Origin of the sequence: Paenibacillus sp. FSL H3-0457 (genome assembly GCF_037981725.1) — a bacterium.
Classification (GTDB): Bacteria; Bacillota; Bacilli; order Paenibacillales; family Paenibacillaceae; genus Paenibacillus; species Paenibacillus amylolyticus.
This window is the reverse complement of the sequence record NZ_CP150283.1, coordinates 4,935,862-4,952,966: the sequence shown is the minus strand read 5'-3', so window position 1 is coordinate 4,952,966 and position 17,105 is coordinate 4,935,862. Positions and strand designations below refer to the sequence as shown.

The window sequence follows — 17,105 nt, the reverse complement described above, 5'->3', positions numbered from 1 at the left end:
GTATTTTGCCGGCCAGCAACCTAAATATATAGAATATTTTCCCAAAAATATAGACTGTTTCTTTTCAATCTGTTAAAGTGTTGATTAAGGTCTGTATATTCATATGTATATCAAAGCAAGGGGTCGGGTACTCACGTTAGTGGGTGATCCGGCCCCTATTTTGCATGCAAGTTGACTCTCTACTGACTAATATGACCAAAGATTTTAAGGAGCTGGGAAGCCATCTTACATCTCAATGAACATCTTTTATTATGGAACAAGGCATCTATTAAAATAATAGATATTCGCCATATAACTATGCAGGGGAAGGAGGGACTTCACTCCTATCGATTCCCTGCGAGCTGTTTCTTATACACGGTGCGTGGCAATGCTGTTATGCAGTTGGATGGAAAAGATCATCAGGTATCGCGATTCCATATTTTACATGGTGGGAAGGGCTGTTGTCTGAACATTTTACCTGTTGAAGAGGTCCTTGATTATTATATGATTTATTATAAAGCCATCATCCCACTGCCTGAACGTCAGGATATTCTGGCTTTGATGGAGCACCGTAATCCCTTCAAGCTTCAATACGGCTTTGCACCTGATCAGCCTGTTTCCTTGTTAAGCAAAGTACAATACATGATGACAGCTTGGGAAGAGCATGAGGCACTGGAACAGTTCCATGTTAAGTCATTATTTTATCAATTTGTATACGAGTTGTTATGGCAAATCCACAATGGGCGCGTGCCAACAATAAAGCCAGACCTGGTAGCACAAATGAAATACTATATGCAGGAACACTATGCTGAACCCATTACAATGGAATTGTTAGCAGAGCTTATGGACAGCAGTCCACGTCATTTATCAAGGCTATTCAAACGCCAGACTGGTTATAGTCCGATTGATTTTGTCATTCAAATCCGAATGAACAAAGCGAAGGAACTGCTGCTTGCTACAGATGCTACTTTACAGGAAATTGCCAAGGCTGTTGGTTATCCGGATGGTTATTATCTTGCTAAAATATTTAAAAAATATATGGGGATTGCACCTATTCGTTATCGAAAGCAGCATGAAAGTCCTAATGTACCATCGACTGTGGCACGATTAGGCATTGTACAGGATCTAACTTCCTTATATATTGATAATGATTATCATAATCAGCATATATTTGAGGAGGAATTATTGATGTACAGAAGTAGAAAGACACCCCTGGCTATCACATTATTACTTTGTTTAACCCTATTGCTTAGTGCTTGTTCAACTGGTGGGGCAGGAAGTCCTGCAGCTAATGAAGGTTCTCAGAAGCCAACGAATCAGGTAGCGGCCAACAACGCTAACCATACAGATACACAATCTCAAATGAAAACCGTAACCACCTTAAAAGGGGATATTGAAGTACCGGTTAACCCACAACGAGTAGTTGTCCTGTATTTAATGGGTGATTTGCTTGCTTTAGGCGTAAATCCTGTTGGGATCTCTTCTGTAGAAGAAGGAGCGGCTTTTGCGAGTGAACTGGAAGGTGCCACCTCATTAGGAGCATTTAATCCGGACCCGGAAGCAGTAACTGCGCTTAATCCCGATCTCATTATTGTTACCAATGAAGAAATATATGAAGGACTTAAAATGATTGCCCCTACAGTATATATTCCTTATGACCTGCCAGTAGAAGAACGTATGAATTTGCTTGGAGAAATTTTGGGTAAAGAGGGACAAGCTCAGGAAATGTTAGATAACCTTCACAAAAAGGTTGAGCAAAGCAAGGAAAAACTTGAACAAGCAGGTATCTTGGATAAAACCGTCACAATTATGGAAAGTAACAAAGGTTCCATGGCTGTAATGACAGGCTTGGGTTATGGCCGGGGGTCGCAGATTATTTATCAATATTTAGGGATGAAAGCACCTGAAGTCTTGCAACGTGAAATTGAAAATGCAAGAAACGATGCTACAAGCAAGGACGTTTCTTATGAAGTATTACCTGAATATGTGGGTGATTATATATTCCGTTCTTCCTTTGAAGGAATGGTTGATCTGTCAGACAATTCAATTTGGAATAACATCCCCGCAGTCAAAGAAGGACGTCTGATTGATATGAGCTTTGGTTTATTTTTCTACAATGATATTTATTCGTTAGACAAACAGCTTGATTTTATTGTGGATAACTTGCTTAAAACCGCGGAGTAATTGGAGGGGCCGCTTAACCTGTATAATTGATTGAAAGGAACTTTATTTGGAAAGGAGACATCATTCTTTTGAACTATTATTTTCTGGAATCTCAATATCCACGTAGAGGGTTTATTAGTGGCGGAACAACTTTCACTCCCCAATTAGATATGAATTATTTGGCGATAGAGAATCCGTTGCCTGAGGGGACAACGGCAGAGGTTGAGTTAGTGCCTACGGTGCGTAACCTGAACGTAGATTATTTTGAGACGATCACAGGAACGAGACACGTATCAGATCGTTTTAAAACGCTGTTGGAGGAAACGAAAACAAATACACAGTTTATTCCGACAACGGTGTGTTACCACGATGGTCGTGCGGTTGAAAAAACCTATTGGACTGCACATCAGCTTGATCGTTTGGATATTTTTGATTATGAACGTTCGGAATATGGGCGCAAAGCGGTCATTGCTGCATCTGTACAACAACCTCCACGTAAGATCGTCAAAGTTGTATCTCAAATCTGCCTTCATGAAGAGCGAATTGGCAAGCATGAATTTTTTATGCTGGATTATATAAATATCTTCAAACCCATTGTTTCAAAAGATTTTTACGAAGTATGCCGAAAACATAGGCTGAATCTGAACGTGACAGAGGTCGGAAATGTAAGCATCTAAAATGCTACATGGATATAATGAAAGCACAAAGAAGCCCACGCAAAACGTGGGCTCTTAGTCTTTATTTTTCCCCGGTAGCCACCGGATTCTCCTCATAACTAATCCAGTAACTCCAGCTTCCGGAATACAACTTCACATTTGAGTATCCCGCTTTTTCCAGTGCAATCACGTGTGGACAGGTGATTAAGCCTGAACCGGAGTGCAGTAGTATTCCTGGGGCGGGTTCATAAACATCAAAGACATACATAGTTTTCCTGTAACTTAATTTCGTTTGTTCAAATCTCTGAAGAAGGATCCTTAAGTTAACTAAATGTATTTAAGTTTTACATGACTTAGTTGTGGCAAGTATATTTACAGTTTTTTTTAAAAGTTATAAGTTTATTCTTGAAATGTAGCTCGTTAATGTTATGTTTGTTAACAAAAAAATATTGTTGTAAATTTATTTATATGTTAGTGTTTATTTGTGTTAGAAAATATTACATAGTAAAGAGGGGGAGCGTAATGTTTATTAACCGAACGATTAGGAGATTTGGAGTTTCAGTAGGGATTATAAGTATGTTTACATTTGCTCTACCTTCAGTGGGCTTTAGTATGCCGCTGCAACCGACAACCATCGATAAGGTAGAAGGTGATTATTATGTAACGTCTGCGATTGAGAACATTCGCTGGGGATCACTGCCCAATCGAGACAGCTCTCCGATTCTTACTGTGCCATCAGGAAGTGCTGTAACATTTGATACGGTATCGCATGAGGGATTGATAGAAGATCAAGGGAGAAGTCCAGTGGAGTACTTCGGCAAATTCGGTATCTCACCCGATGGAGTGTTGGATGATGCGAAGGCAATTGCGGCTTCTGCGATTAAGCATGAGTATGTAAAAGACGGACCTCATATTATCACTGGGCCAGTAGCGGTTGAGGGAGCGGAGCCAGGAGATGTTCTTAAAGTAGAAGTCCTTTCGCTGCAAACTCGAGTTCCATATGGTGTCATTTCTAACCGCCATGGTAAAGGTGCCCTTCCTAACGAATTTCCAGAAAATACAGGCCCACAAGAGGGAGCTAGCGCAACAAAACCAGAATTATATAATAATGTATCTATATTTACGCCTATTGAAGAAATCAACGGCAATTGGTATGGAGTATTACCAACAAAAGCTGGCAAAAATGTACGTTTCCCAATTAACCCGTTTCTAGGTGTTATGGGGGTTGCACCAAATACCAGTGAAGTTGTGAGTTCTATCCCACCTATTGAAACAGGAGGCAATATGGATATTAATGAGTTGGGTGTTGGTGCAACTATTTATTATCCGATTCAAGTTAAAGGCGGGTTATTCTATACTGGAGATCCACACTTTGCTCAAGGAGATGGAGAAGTAGCGTTAACTGCATTGGAAGCTTCCTTAAGGGGGACAGTTCGGTTAACGGTGTTAAAGAAAGGTGATCCATCACTACCACACAGCGGAGAATTCACGCAACCCTTTGCTGAAACCGAGGATTATTGGATTCCAATTGGACTGGACCCTGATTTGGATGAAGCCATGAAAGAATCCGTACGTGAATCGATTCAATTCTTATCCGATAAGCTTGATATGGATAGAGGTGTAGCTTATGCTTACCTATCGGCGGCAACGGATTATGAAGTATCTCAGGTGGTAGACCGAACGAAAGGGGTTCATGGACTCATTCGAAAGACCGATTTCCTCGAATATGTTGACGTTGCAATGAATGTAGGGGGGACGACAATCAAACCGGTTGTTCATAACAATGAGTTCTACGTACCGATTCGAACCATTTCCGAGCTATTGGGTGGTACAGTAGTGTGGGATCATAAGACGCGTACAACGCAAATCAAATTAGGCACGAAAAATATAAGTGCTCAAATTGGTTCAGATGTATATTCAATTAACAATAAACTGGTGTTCAATAGTAACGTACCAAAGCTTTTAAATGGCGAAACCGTAGTTCCGGTTTCTGTTATTAATGAAATACTAGGTGCTTATGTAAACTGGACGACGATCGACAAGACGTTAACAGCTAATGTATCGTTAAGTAAAAAGTAATAATAGATTTCATTATTCAACCGTGGTGGACAGATATCCATCACGGTTTTTTCCGTTATCATGAATCAAAAAAAGCTGCCACTTGATGTCTACTTCTGTGTGCTTTTAAATACTTACTGGGTTGTGTTGTTGAATTGATGTTGACTCCGAACATAGAAAAATACATCGCCGGGGCAGATAAGCCACCTAGCGATGTATTCCTCTTTGAGATAATGTGCACCCTCGTTACATTCTTAATTTTCCCCGGTAGCCACCGGATTCTCATCATAACTAATCCAGTCGCTCCAGCTTCCGGAATACAACTTCACATTCGAGAATCCCGCTTCTTCCAGCGCAATCACGTTAGGGCAGGCCGAGACGCCAGAACCGCAATACACGATAATTGCACCATCCTTGTCCAGCTTACTGAAACGCTCTTCTAACACCCCAGTATCTGTCCAACGTCCATCCCAATCCAACACATCTTTCCAAAAATAATTCACCGCACCCGGAATATGTCCGGCCTTGGCATCAATCGGTTCCTCCAGACCCGCATAACGGCGAGCATCACGGGAGTCAATTAGCACGACACTGCCACTTGCCGAAGCCTGCTGCACATCCTCAACACTTGCCAGCATGGCTGGCTGTACGTTCACCTCAAAGGAAGATGGGATCTGAACCGGCACATCCGTAGTCACCGGATATTTGGCGTTTTTCCAAGCGGAGAAACCTTCGTCCATGATATACACTTGTTCATGACCGATATAGCGAAGCAGCCACCATAGCCGAGATGCATTCATTCCGCCTTGATCGTCATAAGCAACAATACGACTATTGGAGCCGATGCCAGCTTTGGAGAGACGACTTGCGAGCACAGTCGGATCAGGAAGCGGGTGACGTCCTCCGTGCGCAGACACAGGAGAAGACAGATCTTTTTCCAAATCGAGATAGACAGCTCCTGGAATATGTCCAGCTTCATAGGCTTGTCTTCCAGCCTCCGGCTGACCGAGCAAGAATCGGCAATCTGCAATGACGACATCCGGTTCATACATTCTGGCGAGCAGCCAGCGCATGGATACAATATTTTTCATCAAAATACACCGCCTTATGAGAGTGGTAGAGTCGTTTATAACTGTGCATTACGAATGAATTCGTTATACCGTAGTAGGTTCAACAGGCCCTTTGCCCGCGATAGGAGCAGCAGCAGGAATGGGTTGAGGTTTGGTTTTGCCATATCGAATGAAGATCCATACCCCGAATATAATGACCACCCCGGCAGACATTTGTAAAGCACTGAGGGATTCGCCGAGCAGCATCCAGGCTAGTAATGAAGAGAATACGGGTTCCCCAAGTACGCCCATGGATACCGTCGTGGCATTCATATATTGAAGCAGCCAGTTGAAGAGATAATGTCCAAAGATCGTTGGCACAATGGCGAGCAGCAGGAAGATTCCCCATTCTGACGTAGCGTAACCTCCGAACGGGTGGCCCATGATCAGATTATATACCGCCAGCGTGCAAGCAGCTACGAAGAACACCCAGAAGTTATACGAAAATGCACTAAGTCCCGCACGCAAAAATTGACCCAGCAGCATATGAACGGCGACTGCGATTGTGCCAAGTAAAGACAGGACATCACCTTGCAGGGCAGTACCTGCCAACTGGAAATCTCCTGCGCCAATGACGATTGATCCAAGCAGGGCGATGCCCATGCCGATGATCATCATGCGGTTAATTTTGGCTTTGAACAGCCATACCGAACCGGCAAGAATCAGTATAGGCTCCAGCGCGAGAATAACTGTGGAACTGGCAACACTGGTGAGCCGCAGCGAACCCATCCAGAGCAGGAAATGAAGGGCCAGCATCACACCGGATGCAAGCAGCAAGCCCCACTGCCGTAAGCTCAGCCGCATCATCTCATGTCTGTATTTCCAGACAAAAGGCAGCATTAACAGATTGGTCAGAAATAGACGGTACATGGCAATGACCGCAACATCTGCGGTAGACCAGCGTACAAAGATCGAAGAGAAAGAAATGGCGATAATGCCGACAAAGAATAACAGATAGATGGATCTGCCGGCACGGTTCAAGCTTGTCATGGGTGTAGCTCCTTCTTGAAGTCTGATAGCGTAAATCACTTCATTATACAGGAGAAGACAACCGCAGGAAAGATAAAGAGAACGAAGAGATAAGTAGATTGTAACCGGGCTTGTAACTATTCTGTCATTCTCCCGATCCATTTTTCTATTAATCTTCTATATAGAGACATGAAACGAGATAATATACCAATAATCGGGAAAAAATGAAAGTAAGGAAGTGGCATGACAGTGAGAGTTCAACAAGAGAGAGCGGGAGAGCGTGGCAGTATTCCGCCTAGCACAAGTCGCACGAAAACACATAAACGAAGAAAAATCCGGTATGGAAGGGTAATCATAGCTCTAATGCTCTTGGTACTGTTCGTTACCGGTATTACATATGTATTCTTTGGCATGACGCATTGGATCAAAAGCGTTGTGGCGCCGCCTCCGATTACTGTAATCGAACAGCCGGCCAAGCTCGGCATGATACAAGTTACTCCGGATGCGAAGGAGGAGCCGGCACGGTTCCAGGGCCAGGTTCGCAAATTGGCATACATAACGTTTGATGATGGGCCAACTGAATATACAGAACAACTGCTGGATATATTGAAGCAGCATGAGGCGAAGGCTACCTTTTTTATGATCGGACGTCAGTTGAATCAGCATCCAGAAGCAGTGAAACGGCTGTTGAAAGAAGGCAGTTATCCTGGACTCCACAGCATGACGCATAACTATAAAAAGCTGTATAAGAGCGGCAGTTCTGCAAATTTTGTGAAAGAATTCAAGAAGGAGCAGAAGATGGTGCAGGACCTGATTGGTTTTACGCCTCATCTGATTCGTGCACCTTATGGCAGCAGTCCACAGATCGGTGAAAAGTTCAGAGGGGACATTGCTGCGGCCGGGTTCAAACTGTGGGACTGGACGACAGATTCACTCGATTGGAATCTTCCCGGTCAGCCGGACAAGATTGTGGCCCGGGTGAGCAAAAGTGTACATCGGGATAAGGAAGTGATTCTGATGCATGAGCGGGAGCAGACGGTTCAGGCTTTACCACGCATTCTGAAGTTACTCGAAGATCGGGGTTACGAGTTCGAAGTATACGATCCGGATGCACACTGGGTAGCCAATTTTAGCGGAGATACCCGCTTGTAATATAACAACAAGATGATGCAAGAGAGGAAGGACTTTGGTGCTAACGAGTAAAAAAGTGGCGCTTGCGGCAGTTAGTGTATTGCTAATTCTGCTGGTGAGTGGTTGTGGAGATCCGCAGGAGCCTGCGGCAAATCAGATAAACCAATTGGTGCTCAGCGGTCAGGAGATCGATCAGAGTTTGAAGACGCTGACCAGTCATGAGCAGGAAGATATGAAGTTATACAAGTCTATTTTAGACAAAGGCAAGAACAAAAACAGTGATCTCGAAGCACTGCTGGATCAGGCAGCAGATCATATCCATGAACGAAGAACGTTGTTGAAACAGGCGGAAGAGGCCATGGAACAGACCAACGAGAAGACGGTGGCCTTGCGCAGTTCCCTTAAGGAGCTATCATTTGAAAAAGAAGAAACGTTGGCACAGGCAGAAAAGGTGCTGAATCAATATGAAGCTAGAGCACGTGCATTGGAAAATTTTGTTGCCTCGTATCAGCTGAGTCTGAGTGCCGATGAACAGTTGTATGATCTGATGAGAGAAAGTGCAGAACCTAATCTGGTTAAGATTAAGCGAGCCATTCGGGTACGGAATAGCGAATATGCGAAGCTTGCTGAATTCCGAAAGCAATTTAACCTCCAGACCAAAGCGTTTAACGGAGCCAATGCCAAACTGGTACAGATGGATCAGGCCAGCTGAGCAGAGGATCTGAGCAACGATTCAGATATTTTGCATGATTGAGCTGCCTGTCTCCCGTGTAAGTACTAGTATACAGCCAAGCCAATGGATGAGAAGCAACATGGACAAGCATCATTGCGTATAAGCTAACGGAGGTGTTCATATGCGAAAAGGAAATACAATGAAAGTCAGTGCATCACTCCTGGTTTTACTTATGGGATTCTCGCTTGTGGCTTGTGGGAACAGTAATCCTGCTGCACAGCCAACAGTGAATAATACGGAAGAACAGTCACCAGCACCGGAGCAACAACCAAATGAAAGTGCTGCAATAGAAGCAGAAGGTATTCTGACTGGATGGGCTGATCCGCATACCGTTGAGATTCGAGTGAATGAGAAGCCGATGTCATTCCAGGTGAGCGAAGATCTGCAAAAGTCTCTGGATGATATCGATGACGAAGATTCCGTTCGTTTCAAATATGTAGAGAAAACGATTGATGCAACAACGAAACAGTTGGTACTTACAGAGATTGCAAAGATTGAATCGAGTGATGACAATAACGGTTCCAATGCAGGCGGTACAGTAACGTCCGATCGTCCGAAGACATCGGAGCTGGAAGTGACGGTAGAAGGAATAACCGAGAAACGTCCAGTGAAATTGGCACAAGCGAAAGGTTATTCACTTTATGTGTTTGAACCGATGGCTTTTGACGCTGAAGACCATGAATTAACAATGAAGATTGATCCGGATTATGAGGTAGAGATTGAGAAGCTGCCGGCGAATTACAATCTGGATACGCTGAAGATGGATGCCAAGGAAGAGTTGTCCGAGACCGGAGAAGTGAAGCAGTTAACGGCTGAACAACTCAGCAACGGCCCGATGAAGGATGCAAGATTATACATGATGTCCCAGAATGATAAGAAAACAGAGTACTTTATTGTCAAAGAACTGGACGGCAATGGTTTCATTTTCCACATCCAAGCGCCTATTGGTGAACCTTCGGAAGGTTTCCTGCCCATGGCATATGCATCCCTCAATTCCATTATGAATGAGTAGAAAATTAAATTAAAAAGATTCCCTAAACAGCGTGTTTCCTTGAGAGAGGAGATGCGCTGTTTTATTAACGTTACTACAATATAGATAGATGTACCGTGCCGTGCATAGACAAATAGCCGGAAGGAGCGATGCTGCTGCATAGGTTCCTCCCGGCTTCTTGGCCGTGCTTCTATTCAGTTTGCAGGATCGAACCCATGCCCTGATCCGTTACTCAGGTTAGTATGGTCGATTCCTTGCGCCCTCTGAGTTCCTGATAACGGGCGATTACATTCTGATGAACGGGATGTTCGTCGGGAATTCCCATGCGTTCACGGATGAAGGCGGAGACGCCATCTTCGCGAATCATGTGTTGTAGCTTCATGGCTTCCTCGTCGCGTTTCTCATTAAACAGCATTGCGGCCGCCATAGCAGAAGTTAAATGAGGAATTTCAATTCCGAATTCACTGGCCTGCAGCGCTGGGCGAACAAGCCGATCATGAGGCGAAAGCTTGCGAAGGGGGGAACGTCCGACCCTGGTGACCTGATCCGTCAGGTTGGGATTGGCGAAGCGTTCCAGTATGGTGTCGATATATTTGTTATGCTTCTGAGCGTTGAATCCGTGCTTCTGGATAAGCATCTGACCGGTCTCTTCCATAACATGGCGCACTTTGGCTCGAAGGGTGGAATTACTCATCACCTGGCGGATCGTCTTGAATCCTTCGAGATAGCCGAAGTATGCGGCGACACAATGGCCTGTATTGACCGTAAACATTTTACGCTCGATATAAGGTTCAAGCGAATCCACATAGTGGACGCCATCTATTTTCTTAAATCCATCCAGAAGTGCTGGACGATGAACGACCCATTCGTAAAAAGGTTCAACAGTGACCTGCAGCGGGTCTTTGTGGTTTTGAGCCGGAACAATCCGGTCCACAGCTGCATTGGGGAAAGAAACATAACGTTCGGCTTTTTTGCGAGTTTGTTCATCCAAAAATGGATAAATGCGTTTCTTCAGCCTGGTGCTACCACCGATGGCATTTTCGCAAGCGATAATATGCAGTGGAGCCTGATTATCGTTTTTCATGCGAAGTTGAATGCCTTTGGCGATCGGTTCGGCGATATCTCCGAGTGCAGATACACCCACCGCGGTTGTGATCACATCGGCTGAAGCGATCTCTTCAGCAACGAGATTCTGCTCATTCACATTGATAGCCGTCACGTTGTTGACAATCGTAGTGTCCTGATCTCTATTGGCAAGTGTAATCGGATATTCCTGTCTCTCTTGAAGCATGGAGATTTTCTTCGGGTTACGTGCGACAAAGCAGACTTCGTAGTCGGAAGCGGACAACATATGACCGATAAAACCGCGGCCTATATTGCCCGCACCAAAATGTACAGCTTTCATGTGTGAACTCCCCCTTTAAGGATTAAATCGCGAAATTCGTGCAGACCTTAGACGGTAGTGACGAGTGGCTTCGAAATCAAATCGTTAAATGTAAGGTCAGTCAAGCAAGACAGCCGTTGGTGAGGCATATCGAATTCCAGTGTTCCTGTGATGGTATTCGATATGACTACGCAGTGCATACCAGCCGCAGCAGCTGCACGCGCGCCGTTAGGTGAATCCTCAATCGCTACGGCTTCGTCTGCAGTTACTCCAAGGGCTTCAAGTGCTTGAGTATAGAGTTCCGGGTCAGGCTTCACATTTGCAACATCATCTGCCGTACGAATGACTTCAAAATAATCTTTCAGTTTCAGTTGTTCCAGATGTTGTTCAACCCACTCCCGTTTGGAGCTGGATGCTACAGCGAGTTTCAGTCCGGCTTCACGTGCTTGTTCAAGATATTCCTGAATACCAGGACGCACCTTTTCTTTGTTCATCAATGCAGCGTGCTGCAACTGAACGGATTCCCTGAACTCTTCCCGATCGATCGGAAGATTCAAATCTGTGATGAGGTACTCATATGGATTAAATGTTTTCAGACTGGTACCGATGCATTGTGAATACATCTCCAGGGTTAAATCTACGCCGTGTTCCTTGTAAGCATCACGAAAAGCAATATACCATGCTGTCTCTGTATCAATAATCGTTCCGTCGAAATCAAACACCAGTGCCTTAATCATAAATTTGTTCCTCCTGTTTCAGAATTAGTTTGGGGATAAAAAGTGAAAATTTTCTGCAAATTCATTCCCTGTATTCATTAACCTGCGGGATATTAGTTGACGCAATACACCGAAAACGAATATTAATTTGGGAAAAAATATGCGTTTGAAGCTAATAAAACCGTAACATAGGACAAACCAAAGGGTCAAGCGCGTCATGATTGTTTACATTGAAAATTTTCACATGTATGATTTGTTTTCAGAAAATGATGAACGTTGCAAACCGTTAACCCTTTTGCATGTAAGCGGTGTACTGAATAAACTGTTTTTACAGCTCAAAAAAATAAAACTTTTTTTATGAAAATTGGATAGTCTGGCCGTTCAACAGCTTTCGACACTTTTATAATAGAAGAAATGGAGCTGAATTTATTGGATTTTATTAGCTTTACGCCAGATCAGGCCCTGTGGGAGAATGGAAGAAAGGTTGTAAAAGTATATGGAGTAAGGGAGGAAGATAAGCATGTTGCAAAAGGACCGTTTCAATGGCTGCTTCATCGGGCTTGCAGCGGGTGATGCGTTGGGAACTACCGTGGAATTCAGTAGCCCGGGCGCATTTGAACCCGTAACGGATATCGTGGGTGGCGGCGTATTCGGGCTGGAGGCAGGGCAGTGGACAGATGATACATCCATGGCTCTGTGTCTGGCAGAAAGTCTGGTACGTAAGGCAGACTTTGATCCTGCGGATCAGATGCGCAGATACACCAATTGGTACAAGGTCGGGTATATGAGCAGCACAGGCGATTGCTTTGATATCGGCGGGGCCACGCGAAGTGCCTTGGAGAGGTTTGAGATAACTGGAGAAGCTTACAGCGGATCAACCGACCCGATGACGGCGGGCAATGGCTCTATCATGAGGCTTGCACCTGTCGTGATGGCTTACGCTAATCAACCAAACGAGGCGGTCCACTATGCTGGGCTGAGCTCCCGGACAACACATGCTGCAACGGAAAGCGTGGAAGCATGTGAAGTGCTGGCCGCCATAATTGTTGCCGGTCTGCGCGGAGCGGACAAGAGCGTCATGCTGATGCCGGAGACATGCAGACAGTGGAGGGAAGAACCTACTTTTTCGCCTGCTATTGAAGAGGTTGTTATGGGTTCCTATCAGAGCAAAGAACCGCCGGAAATTAAGGGCAGCGGCTATGTGGTTCGTTCACTTGAAGCAGCACTATGGGCGTTTCATAAGTCATCAAGCTTTGAAGAAGGCGCGTTGTTAGCTGTTAATCTGGGTGATGATGCGGACACTACAGGTGCGGTGTATGGGCAGATCGCAGGTGCTTATTATGGATTGAGTGGTATTCCGGCACACTGGCGGGACAAGCTGGCTATGCGTGAAACGTTCGAACAACTAACCGATGCCTTGTGGTTGAAGGCGACAGAAAATCGTTGATTAAGAGACAGGAGAAGAGAACATCTATGAGCACGACTGGACACACAGTACAACCACAGGTTTCACCGTCAGGTAAACGAGGGGCGTTTCCATTATCCCTGTTATGTCTGACGATAGGAGCTTTTGCGATTGGTATGACTGAATTTATTATTATGGGTCTGCTGCCCAATGTGGCAACAGACCTGAATGTAAGCATTCCGCAGGCTGGGCAACTCATTACGGGATATGCGCTTGGTGTAGCGGTAGGTGCGCCGATATTGACCGTATTTACACACAAGATTCCGCAGAAAAAACTGCTGGTGCTGCTGATGTGCATTTTCATTATCGGTAACGCATTGTCTGTCATTGCTCCTACTTACGGGTTGCTAATCTCAGCACGGATCTTAACGGCATTTGCTCATGGTACGTTCCTTGGTGTAGGTTCAATCATGGCGACGCGGCTTGTTGCGCCCGAGAGAAGGGCAGGAGCGGTATCGGTTGTTCTCGCGGGACTAACGATTGCCAACATTATTGGCGTTCCGTTTGGTACGTTTATCGGGCAACAGCTTGGATGGCGGTCATCTTTCGGGGCGATTACGATCTTGGGCATCATTTCGTTGATTGGTATCATTCGATTCATTCCCGTCCTCCCGCAAGGAGCACCAGCGAACCTCGGACAGCAATTTCGGAATCTGGTTCGTCCACAAGTGTTGCTGGTTCTGCTTATTGGGGCGTTGGGGTGCGGAAGTTTGTTTACAGTCTTCACCTATATTACGCCGATGCTTGTGGATATTAGCGGCTTTGCGGAGCAAAGTGTGACCTGGATTCTGGTGTTGTTTGGCTTCGGTGTAACCTTGGGCAATTTGGTTGGCGGCCGTCTGGCAGACTGGAAGCTGATGCCTTCGTTAATCGTCAACTTTGGTATCCTTGCTGTTCTTCTGGCAGTGCTCACGCTGACGCTGGAGAATCCGTATCTGGCAGTGCTCACGATATTTTTCTGGGGGGTTGCCGCTTTTGGTATTATGCCGGGACTTCAGATTCGGATTATGAATATGACTCGTGAAGCACCGCTACTTGCGACAACCTCAAGTCATTCGGCATTTAACCTGGGAAATGCCGCTGGTGCCTATATGGGTGGGTATGCAATTACGCATACAGGACTTATCTCAGTGCCTTTGTATGCTGCAGTAATTGCTGCACTGGGTTTACTGGGTTTGTTCATCAGTCTGTTGATGAAAGACAGACTGGCTTCACCCGAGGGTGCAGAGGTAGTTAATCCAGTATCCGTACACTAAACAGATGTCAAGAAAGCCTCAGCCATCCTGTGTAACCAAGGGCTGAGGCTTTTTGGGTATGCTGTTTTAATAGATTTCAAGCTCATTGATTCGCACATAGGTTGGCTGATGGGAAGGACCTTTACTCGCTACGACACGGATCTTGGAGGTACTGACTGCTGAAAATGTGTGTGAACGCGTTAACTCTTGATTGCCTGTAATCTGTACAAGATTCACCCAATTTGAGCCATTCCAGTATTGCAGATCATAATTGGCAAGCGGGTATCCCTGGGTGGTGTACAGATCAATTCGCTGGATTGAACTCGATGCCGGCAAATCAATGACGACATATTGGGGAAGTGAGGAATTACGGTTATTGGCCCAGCTATAACTTTCCCCCAAGGCCGTGTTACGATCCCCGTCATTGATTCGGGCTGCTGAATACCCGGGATAGGTGGAAGTTACCGTTATGGCAGCATTTCGTGCCAGGTTCTGTCCGGTTCCCGGATTGGTAGGGGTTTTCACCAGATTCACCAAATTCCAGCGCAGCTCGAAGAGTTTGAAGGACTTATTAAATACAGCTCCTTCTCCTTTGACGAGAGCATCAATCTTTAGAGACATGGTACTGGGTACATTATTGCTGCTTGTCCATTTCCCTGTGCCTTCAATGCCGGCAAAAACACTTACCTCAAGTATTTTTTTGCCGGCAATTTTCAGACCGACTTCCGCTTTGGCTCCTGCCCAAGCAGTGATCTGTCCTTCAATTTTATGGGTTACCGTAAGATATCTGTTCACACTGCTGTAAGGCTGGATCTTCACGGGAATAAAGACACGTGTTTTCCCTTTGACTCCCGCGGTAACCGTGTATCCCTGATCGACCTGAAATTCAAAGGTGACGTTGCCGTCAATACCGATGACCAGAAAAACGCCGACAGATACGGCTCCGAGATTGCCAGCACCAATGTTGAAGCCCATGATTGGAACTTTGACTTCTTTTTTGAACTTGGCATCACCTTTGATATAGATATTGGCTTTCTCACCAGCAGTAAATTTCAGATCATATTTTCCCCAAAATCCGTATTTCCCCGTAACTTTGGGTGCAATCAAGGTGAGCTTGCCACCTGCTTCAACGAACACTTTGTTACCGTTTGCATTTTGTTGATTTACAAGTACCTTCTTGAAATCACAGACAAACTCATTGCCGGATTTTTTGCAATTGGCAAAATCACCTGCTCCAGCAGCACGAATCACATCATTCAGATCTGTTGAATTAATATCAGTTAATTCCGTGGAGTTTATTTCATTCAGATCCATATCATTTGTATCATTCATGTCCATGGGTGCGATATCCATTGTTTCTGCATCCGCAACCATGTCCGTATTTGCATCCAAATCATTTTGAATCGTGTTGTCGATGTTGAACTGTCGCATTTCAGCATCGTCAGTTATATCGGTCTCTAACAAGGAAGGGGTTTCCTGAACAAGCCATTCCTTGCTATCCAATACCATCTCAGGATCAGGCATGACGATATTGCGCTCTTCGAACGAGACCTCCTGCTCGGGAATATCATAGTAATCGAACAATTCCTCCACACCCGGAGTGGTGTAATCTACCCGCATACCACCAGAGCTTCTATTGACGCTTGTAACTTTGATAGCCCGGGCAGAGGACTGATCGAGAAAGATCTGACCAGGAGCTAGGTTATTACCGATCTGGGCAGCCTCTTGGGTGCTAAGTTCTATAGAACCTTTCTCTTCCACCGTTTCAAAGACGGCATTTACCACGGGAAGTCTCTTCACCATGGAAGCAGGCATGGGTTGGGTCGGTTTTAACTGATAATCGACTTGCTCGAATTGACCTGAAGAAGAAATGGGATTGCTAATAGCCAGTCCATCTTCGGAGATGTTAAATGAGATTCGAAAATATGCTTCTGAAACTGGAGCATTCACATTGGTCTTGCCTGCCCAGATCCAGCGTGCACTGGTCTCCTCAGGCATGCCACTAATCTGTTTCCAAGGATCACTGCCATACCGTCCGAAGTCAGTAGCACGTGACCATGACGAATCATCGAAATTGGGTTGCTCCCAACCTTCGATATATCGTTCAGATACTTTCCAGTTGAAATCCGTAACCAGATTCTCATCCCCGTAGCTAAGGTCTGCCAGCAGTCCCGCATAGAGGCCTATATCCTTCGCTTGAACTGCAATCACATTGATGCCAGATTGAATCGGCACAGGGAACGTATAGGCTTTGGCCCAGTCGGTGCCTTTTCCCGTCTGTCTGCCGTTTATAAAAAGTGTGAATTCATCATCTGCGGTTATGGATATTTTTCCTTCATTGTTAGATGCAGCATAGACATTGGATGGCCATAACCCCACAAGTAAAGGCAGCAATAATGTAATAACCAGGAATGAAGCCCATGCTTTTTTGATCGAAAAGCGTACATTGAACATCATCATTTTCCTCCCAGAAAATAAAGTAGTTGCAAAAGATATTGGTGGCCGAAACGTTGAAA

The 17,105-nt window shown here is 45.1% G+C and carries 13 protein-coding genes and 1 pseudogene; 8 read left to right on the top strand and 6 right to left on the bottom strand.

What is annotated here, in order from left to right:
* The first annotated feature begins 375 nt into the window (after positions 1–375).
* Together MHH25_RS21905 and MHH25_RS21900 are read left to right on the top strand one after the other, a co-directional pair.
* Positions 376–2,163, top strand: coding sequence for an AraC family transcriptional regulator (locus MHH25_RS21905; RefSeq protein ID WP_340018035.1), 1,788 nt, complete (start codon positions 376–378; stop codon positions 2,161–2,163).
* A gap of 68 nt (positions 2,164–2,231) precedes the next feature.
* Positions 2,232–2,819 carry a DUF1629 domain-containing protein gene (locus MHH25_RS21900; protein ID WP_340018034.1) on the top strand — a complete coding sequence of 196 codons (588 nt, stop codon included), beginning with the start codon at positions 2,232–2,234 and terminating at the stop codon, positions 2,817–2,819.
* A 61-nt stretch (positions 2,820–2,880) separates the two neighbouring features.
* Here MHH25_RS21900 and MHH25_RS21895 read toward each other — a convergent pair.
* Positions 2,881–3,030 (bottom strand): annotated as a pseudogene (locus MHH25_RS21895) (sulfurtransferase); the annotation flags it as partial.
* Between the two features lie 290 nt (positions 3,031–3,320).
* Here MHH25_RS21895 and MHH25_RS21890 point away from each other — a divergent pair.
* The gene (locus MHH25_RS21890; RefSeq protein ID WP_340018033.1) at positions 3,321–4,877 is read left to right on the top strand and encodes an acetamidase/formamidase family protein; all 1,557 of its coding nucleotides are present in this window, start codon (positions 3,321–3,323) and stop codon (positions 4,875–4,877) included.
* Positions 4,878–5,110: 233 nt separating this feature from the next.
* Here the strand turns inward: MHH25_RS21890 and MHH25_RS21885 are convergent, their stop codons facing one another.
* The gene (locus MHH25_RS21885; RefSeq protein WP_340018032.1) at positions 5,111–5,947 is read right to left on the bottom strand and encodes a sulfurtransferase; all 837 of its coding nucleotides are present in this window, start codon (positions 5,945–5,947) and stop codon (positions 5,111–5,113) included.
* 63 nt (positions 5,948–6,010) lie between these two features.
* On the bottom strand, positions 6,011–6,955 hold the full coding sequence (locus MHH25_RS21880; RefSeq protein ID WP_340018031.1) for a DMT family transporter: 945 nt from the start codon (positions 6,953–6,955) through the stop codon (positions 6,011–6,013).
* A 228-nt stretch (positions 6,956–7,183) separates the two neighbouring features.
* On the opposite strand from MHH25_RS21880, the gene MHH25_RS21875 reads away from it, so the two are divergent.
* The 3 genes from MHH25_RS21875 to MHH25_RS21865 all read left to right on the top strand — a co-directional run bounded on the left by MHH25_RS21875 (position 7,184) and on the right by MHH25_RS21865 (position 9,810).
* On the top strand, positions 7,184–8,086 hold the full coding sequence (locus MHH25_RS21875; protein ID WP_256721299.1) for a polysaccharide deacetylase family protein: 903 nt from the start codon (positions 7,184–7,186) through the stop codon (positions 8,084–8,086).
* 37 nt (positions 8,087–8,123) lie between these two features.
* A complete protein-coding gene (locus tag MHH25_RS21870) occupies positions 8,124–8,777 on the top strand; it encodes a YkyA family protein (RefSeq protein ID WP_338706675.1) in 654 nt (217 codons plus the stop codon).
* A gap of 142 nt (positions 8,778–8,919) precedes the next feature.
* The gene (locus MHH25_RS21865; RefSeq protein WP_340018030.1) at positions 8,920–9,810 is read left to right on the top strand and encodes a hypothetical protein; all 891 of its coding nucleotides are present in this window, start codon (positions 8,920–8,922) and stop codon (positions 9,808–9,810) included.
* 211 nt (positions 9,811–10,021) lie between these two features.
* On the opposite strand, the gene MHH25_RS21860 is transcribed toward MHH25_RS21865, so the two are convergent.
* Both MHH25_RS21860 and MHH25_RS21855 read right to left on the bottom strand, forming a co-directional pair.
* A complete protein-coding gene (locus MHH25_RS21860) occupies positions 10,022–11,194 on the bottom strand; it encodes a mannitol-1-phosphate 5-dehydrogenase (protein WP_340018029.1) in 1,173 nt (390 codons plus the stop codon).
* A gap of 47 nt (positions 11,195–11,241) precedes the next feature.
* Positions 11,242–11,910: an HAD family hydrolase gene (locus MHH25_RS21855; protein ID WP_036615249.1), complete on the bottom strand. Its 669-nt coding sequence runs from the start codon at positions 11,908–11,910 to the stop codon at positions 11,242–11,244.
* Positions 11,911–12,409: 499 nt separating this feature from the next.
* Here MHH25_RS21855 and MHH25_RS21850 point away from each other — a divergent pair, with 499 nt between their 5' ends.
* Positions 12,410–13,336 (top strand): ADP-ribosylglycohydrolase family protein, encoded by a 927-nt coding sequence (locus MHH25_RS21850; RefSeq protein ID WP_340018028.1) that lies wholly within the window; start codon positions 12,410–12,412, stop codon positions 13,334–13,336.
* 26 nt (positions 13,337–13,362) lie between these two features.
* Positions 13,363–14,610: an MFS transporter gene (locus tag MHH25_RS21845; protein WP_340018027.1), complete on the top strand. Its 1,248-nt coding sequence runs from the start codon at positions 13,363–13,365 to the stop codon at positions 14,608–14,610.
* Between the two features lie 66 nt (positions 14,611–14,676).
* Here MHH25_RS21845 and MHH25_RS21840 read toward each other — a convergent pair whose 3' ends face one another.
* A complete protein-coding gene (locus MHH25_RS21840) occupies positions 14,677–17,049 on the bottom strand; it encodes a hypothetical protein (protein ID WP_340018026.1) in 2,373 nt (790 codons plus the stop codon).
* Between the last annotated feature and the right edge of the window lie 56 nt (positions 17,050–17,105).

Excerpts from the sequence above, each read along its gene's own strand:
- MHH25_RS21860 (WP_340018029.1), bottom strand. The coding sequence starts at position 11,194 with ATGAAAGCTGTACATTTTGGTGCGGGCAATATAGGCCGCGGTTTTATC.
- MHH25_RS21885 (WP_340018032.1), bottom strand. The coding sequence starts at position 5,947 with ATGAAAAATATTGTATCCATGCGCTGGCTGCTCGCCAGAATGTATGAA.
- MHH25_RS21840 (WP_340018026.1), bottom strand. The coding sequence starts at position 17,049 with ATGATGATGTTCAATGTACGCTTTTCGATCAAAAAAGCATGGGCTTCA.
- MHH25_RS21855 (WP_036615249.1), bottom strand. The coding sequence starts at position 11,910 with ATGATTAAGGCACTGGTGTTTGATTTCGACGGAACGATTATTGATACA.
- MHH25_RS21890 (WP_340018033.1), top strand. The coding sequence starts at position 3,321 with ATGTTTATTAACCGAACGATTAGGAGATTTGGAGTTTCAGTAGGGATT.
- MHH25_RS21850 (WP_340018028.1), top strand. The coding sequence starts at position 12,410 with ATGTTGCAAAAGGACCGTTTCAATGGCTGCTTCATCGGGCTTGCAGCG.
- MHH25_RS21865 (WP_340018030.1), top strand. The coding sequence starts at position 8,920 with ATGCGAAAAGGAAATACAATGAAAGTCAGTGCATCACTCCTGGTTTTA.
- MHH25_RS21880 (WP_340018031.1), bottom strand. The coding sequence starts at position 6,955 with ATGACAAGCTTGAACCGTGCCGGCAGATCCATCTATCTGTTATTCTTT.
- MHH25_RS21905 (WP_340018035.1), top strand. The coding sequence starts at position 376 with ATGCAGTTGGATGGAAAAGATCATCAGGTATCGCGATTCCATATTTTA.
- MHH25_RS21845 (WP_340018027.1), top strand. The coding sequence starts at position 13,363 with ATGAGCACGACTGGACACACAGTACAACCACAGGTTTCACCGTCAGGT.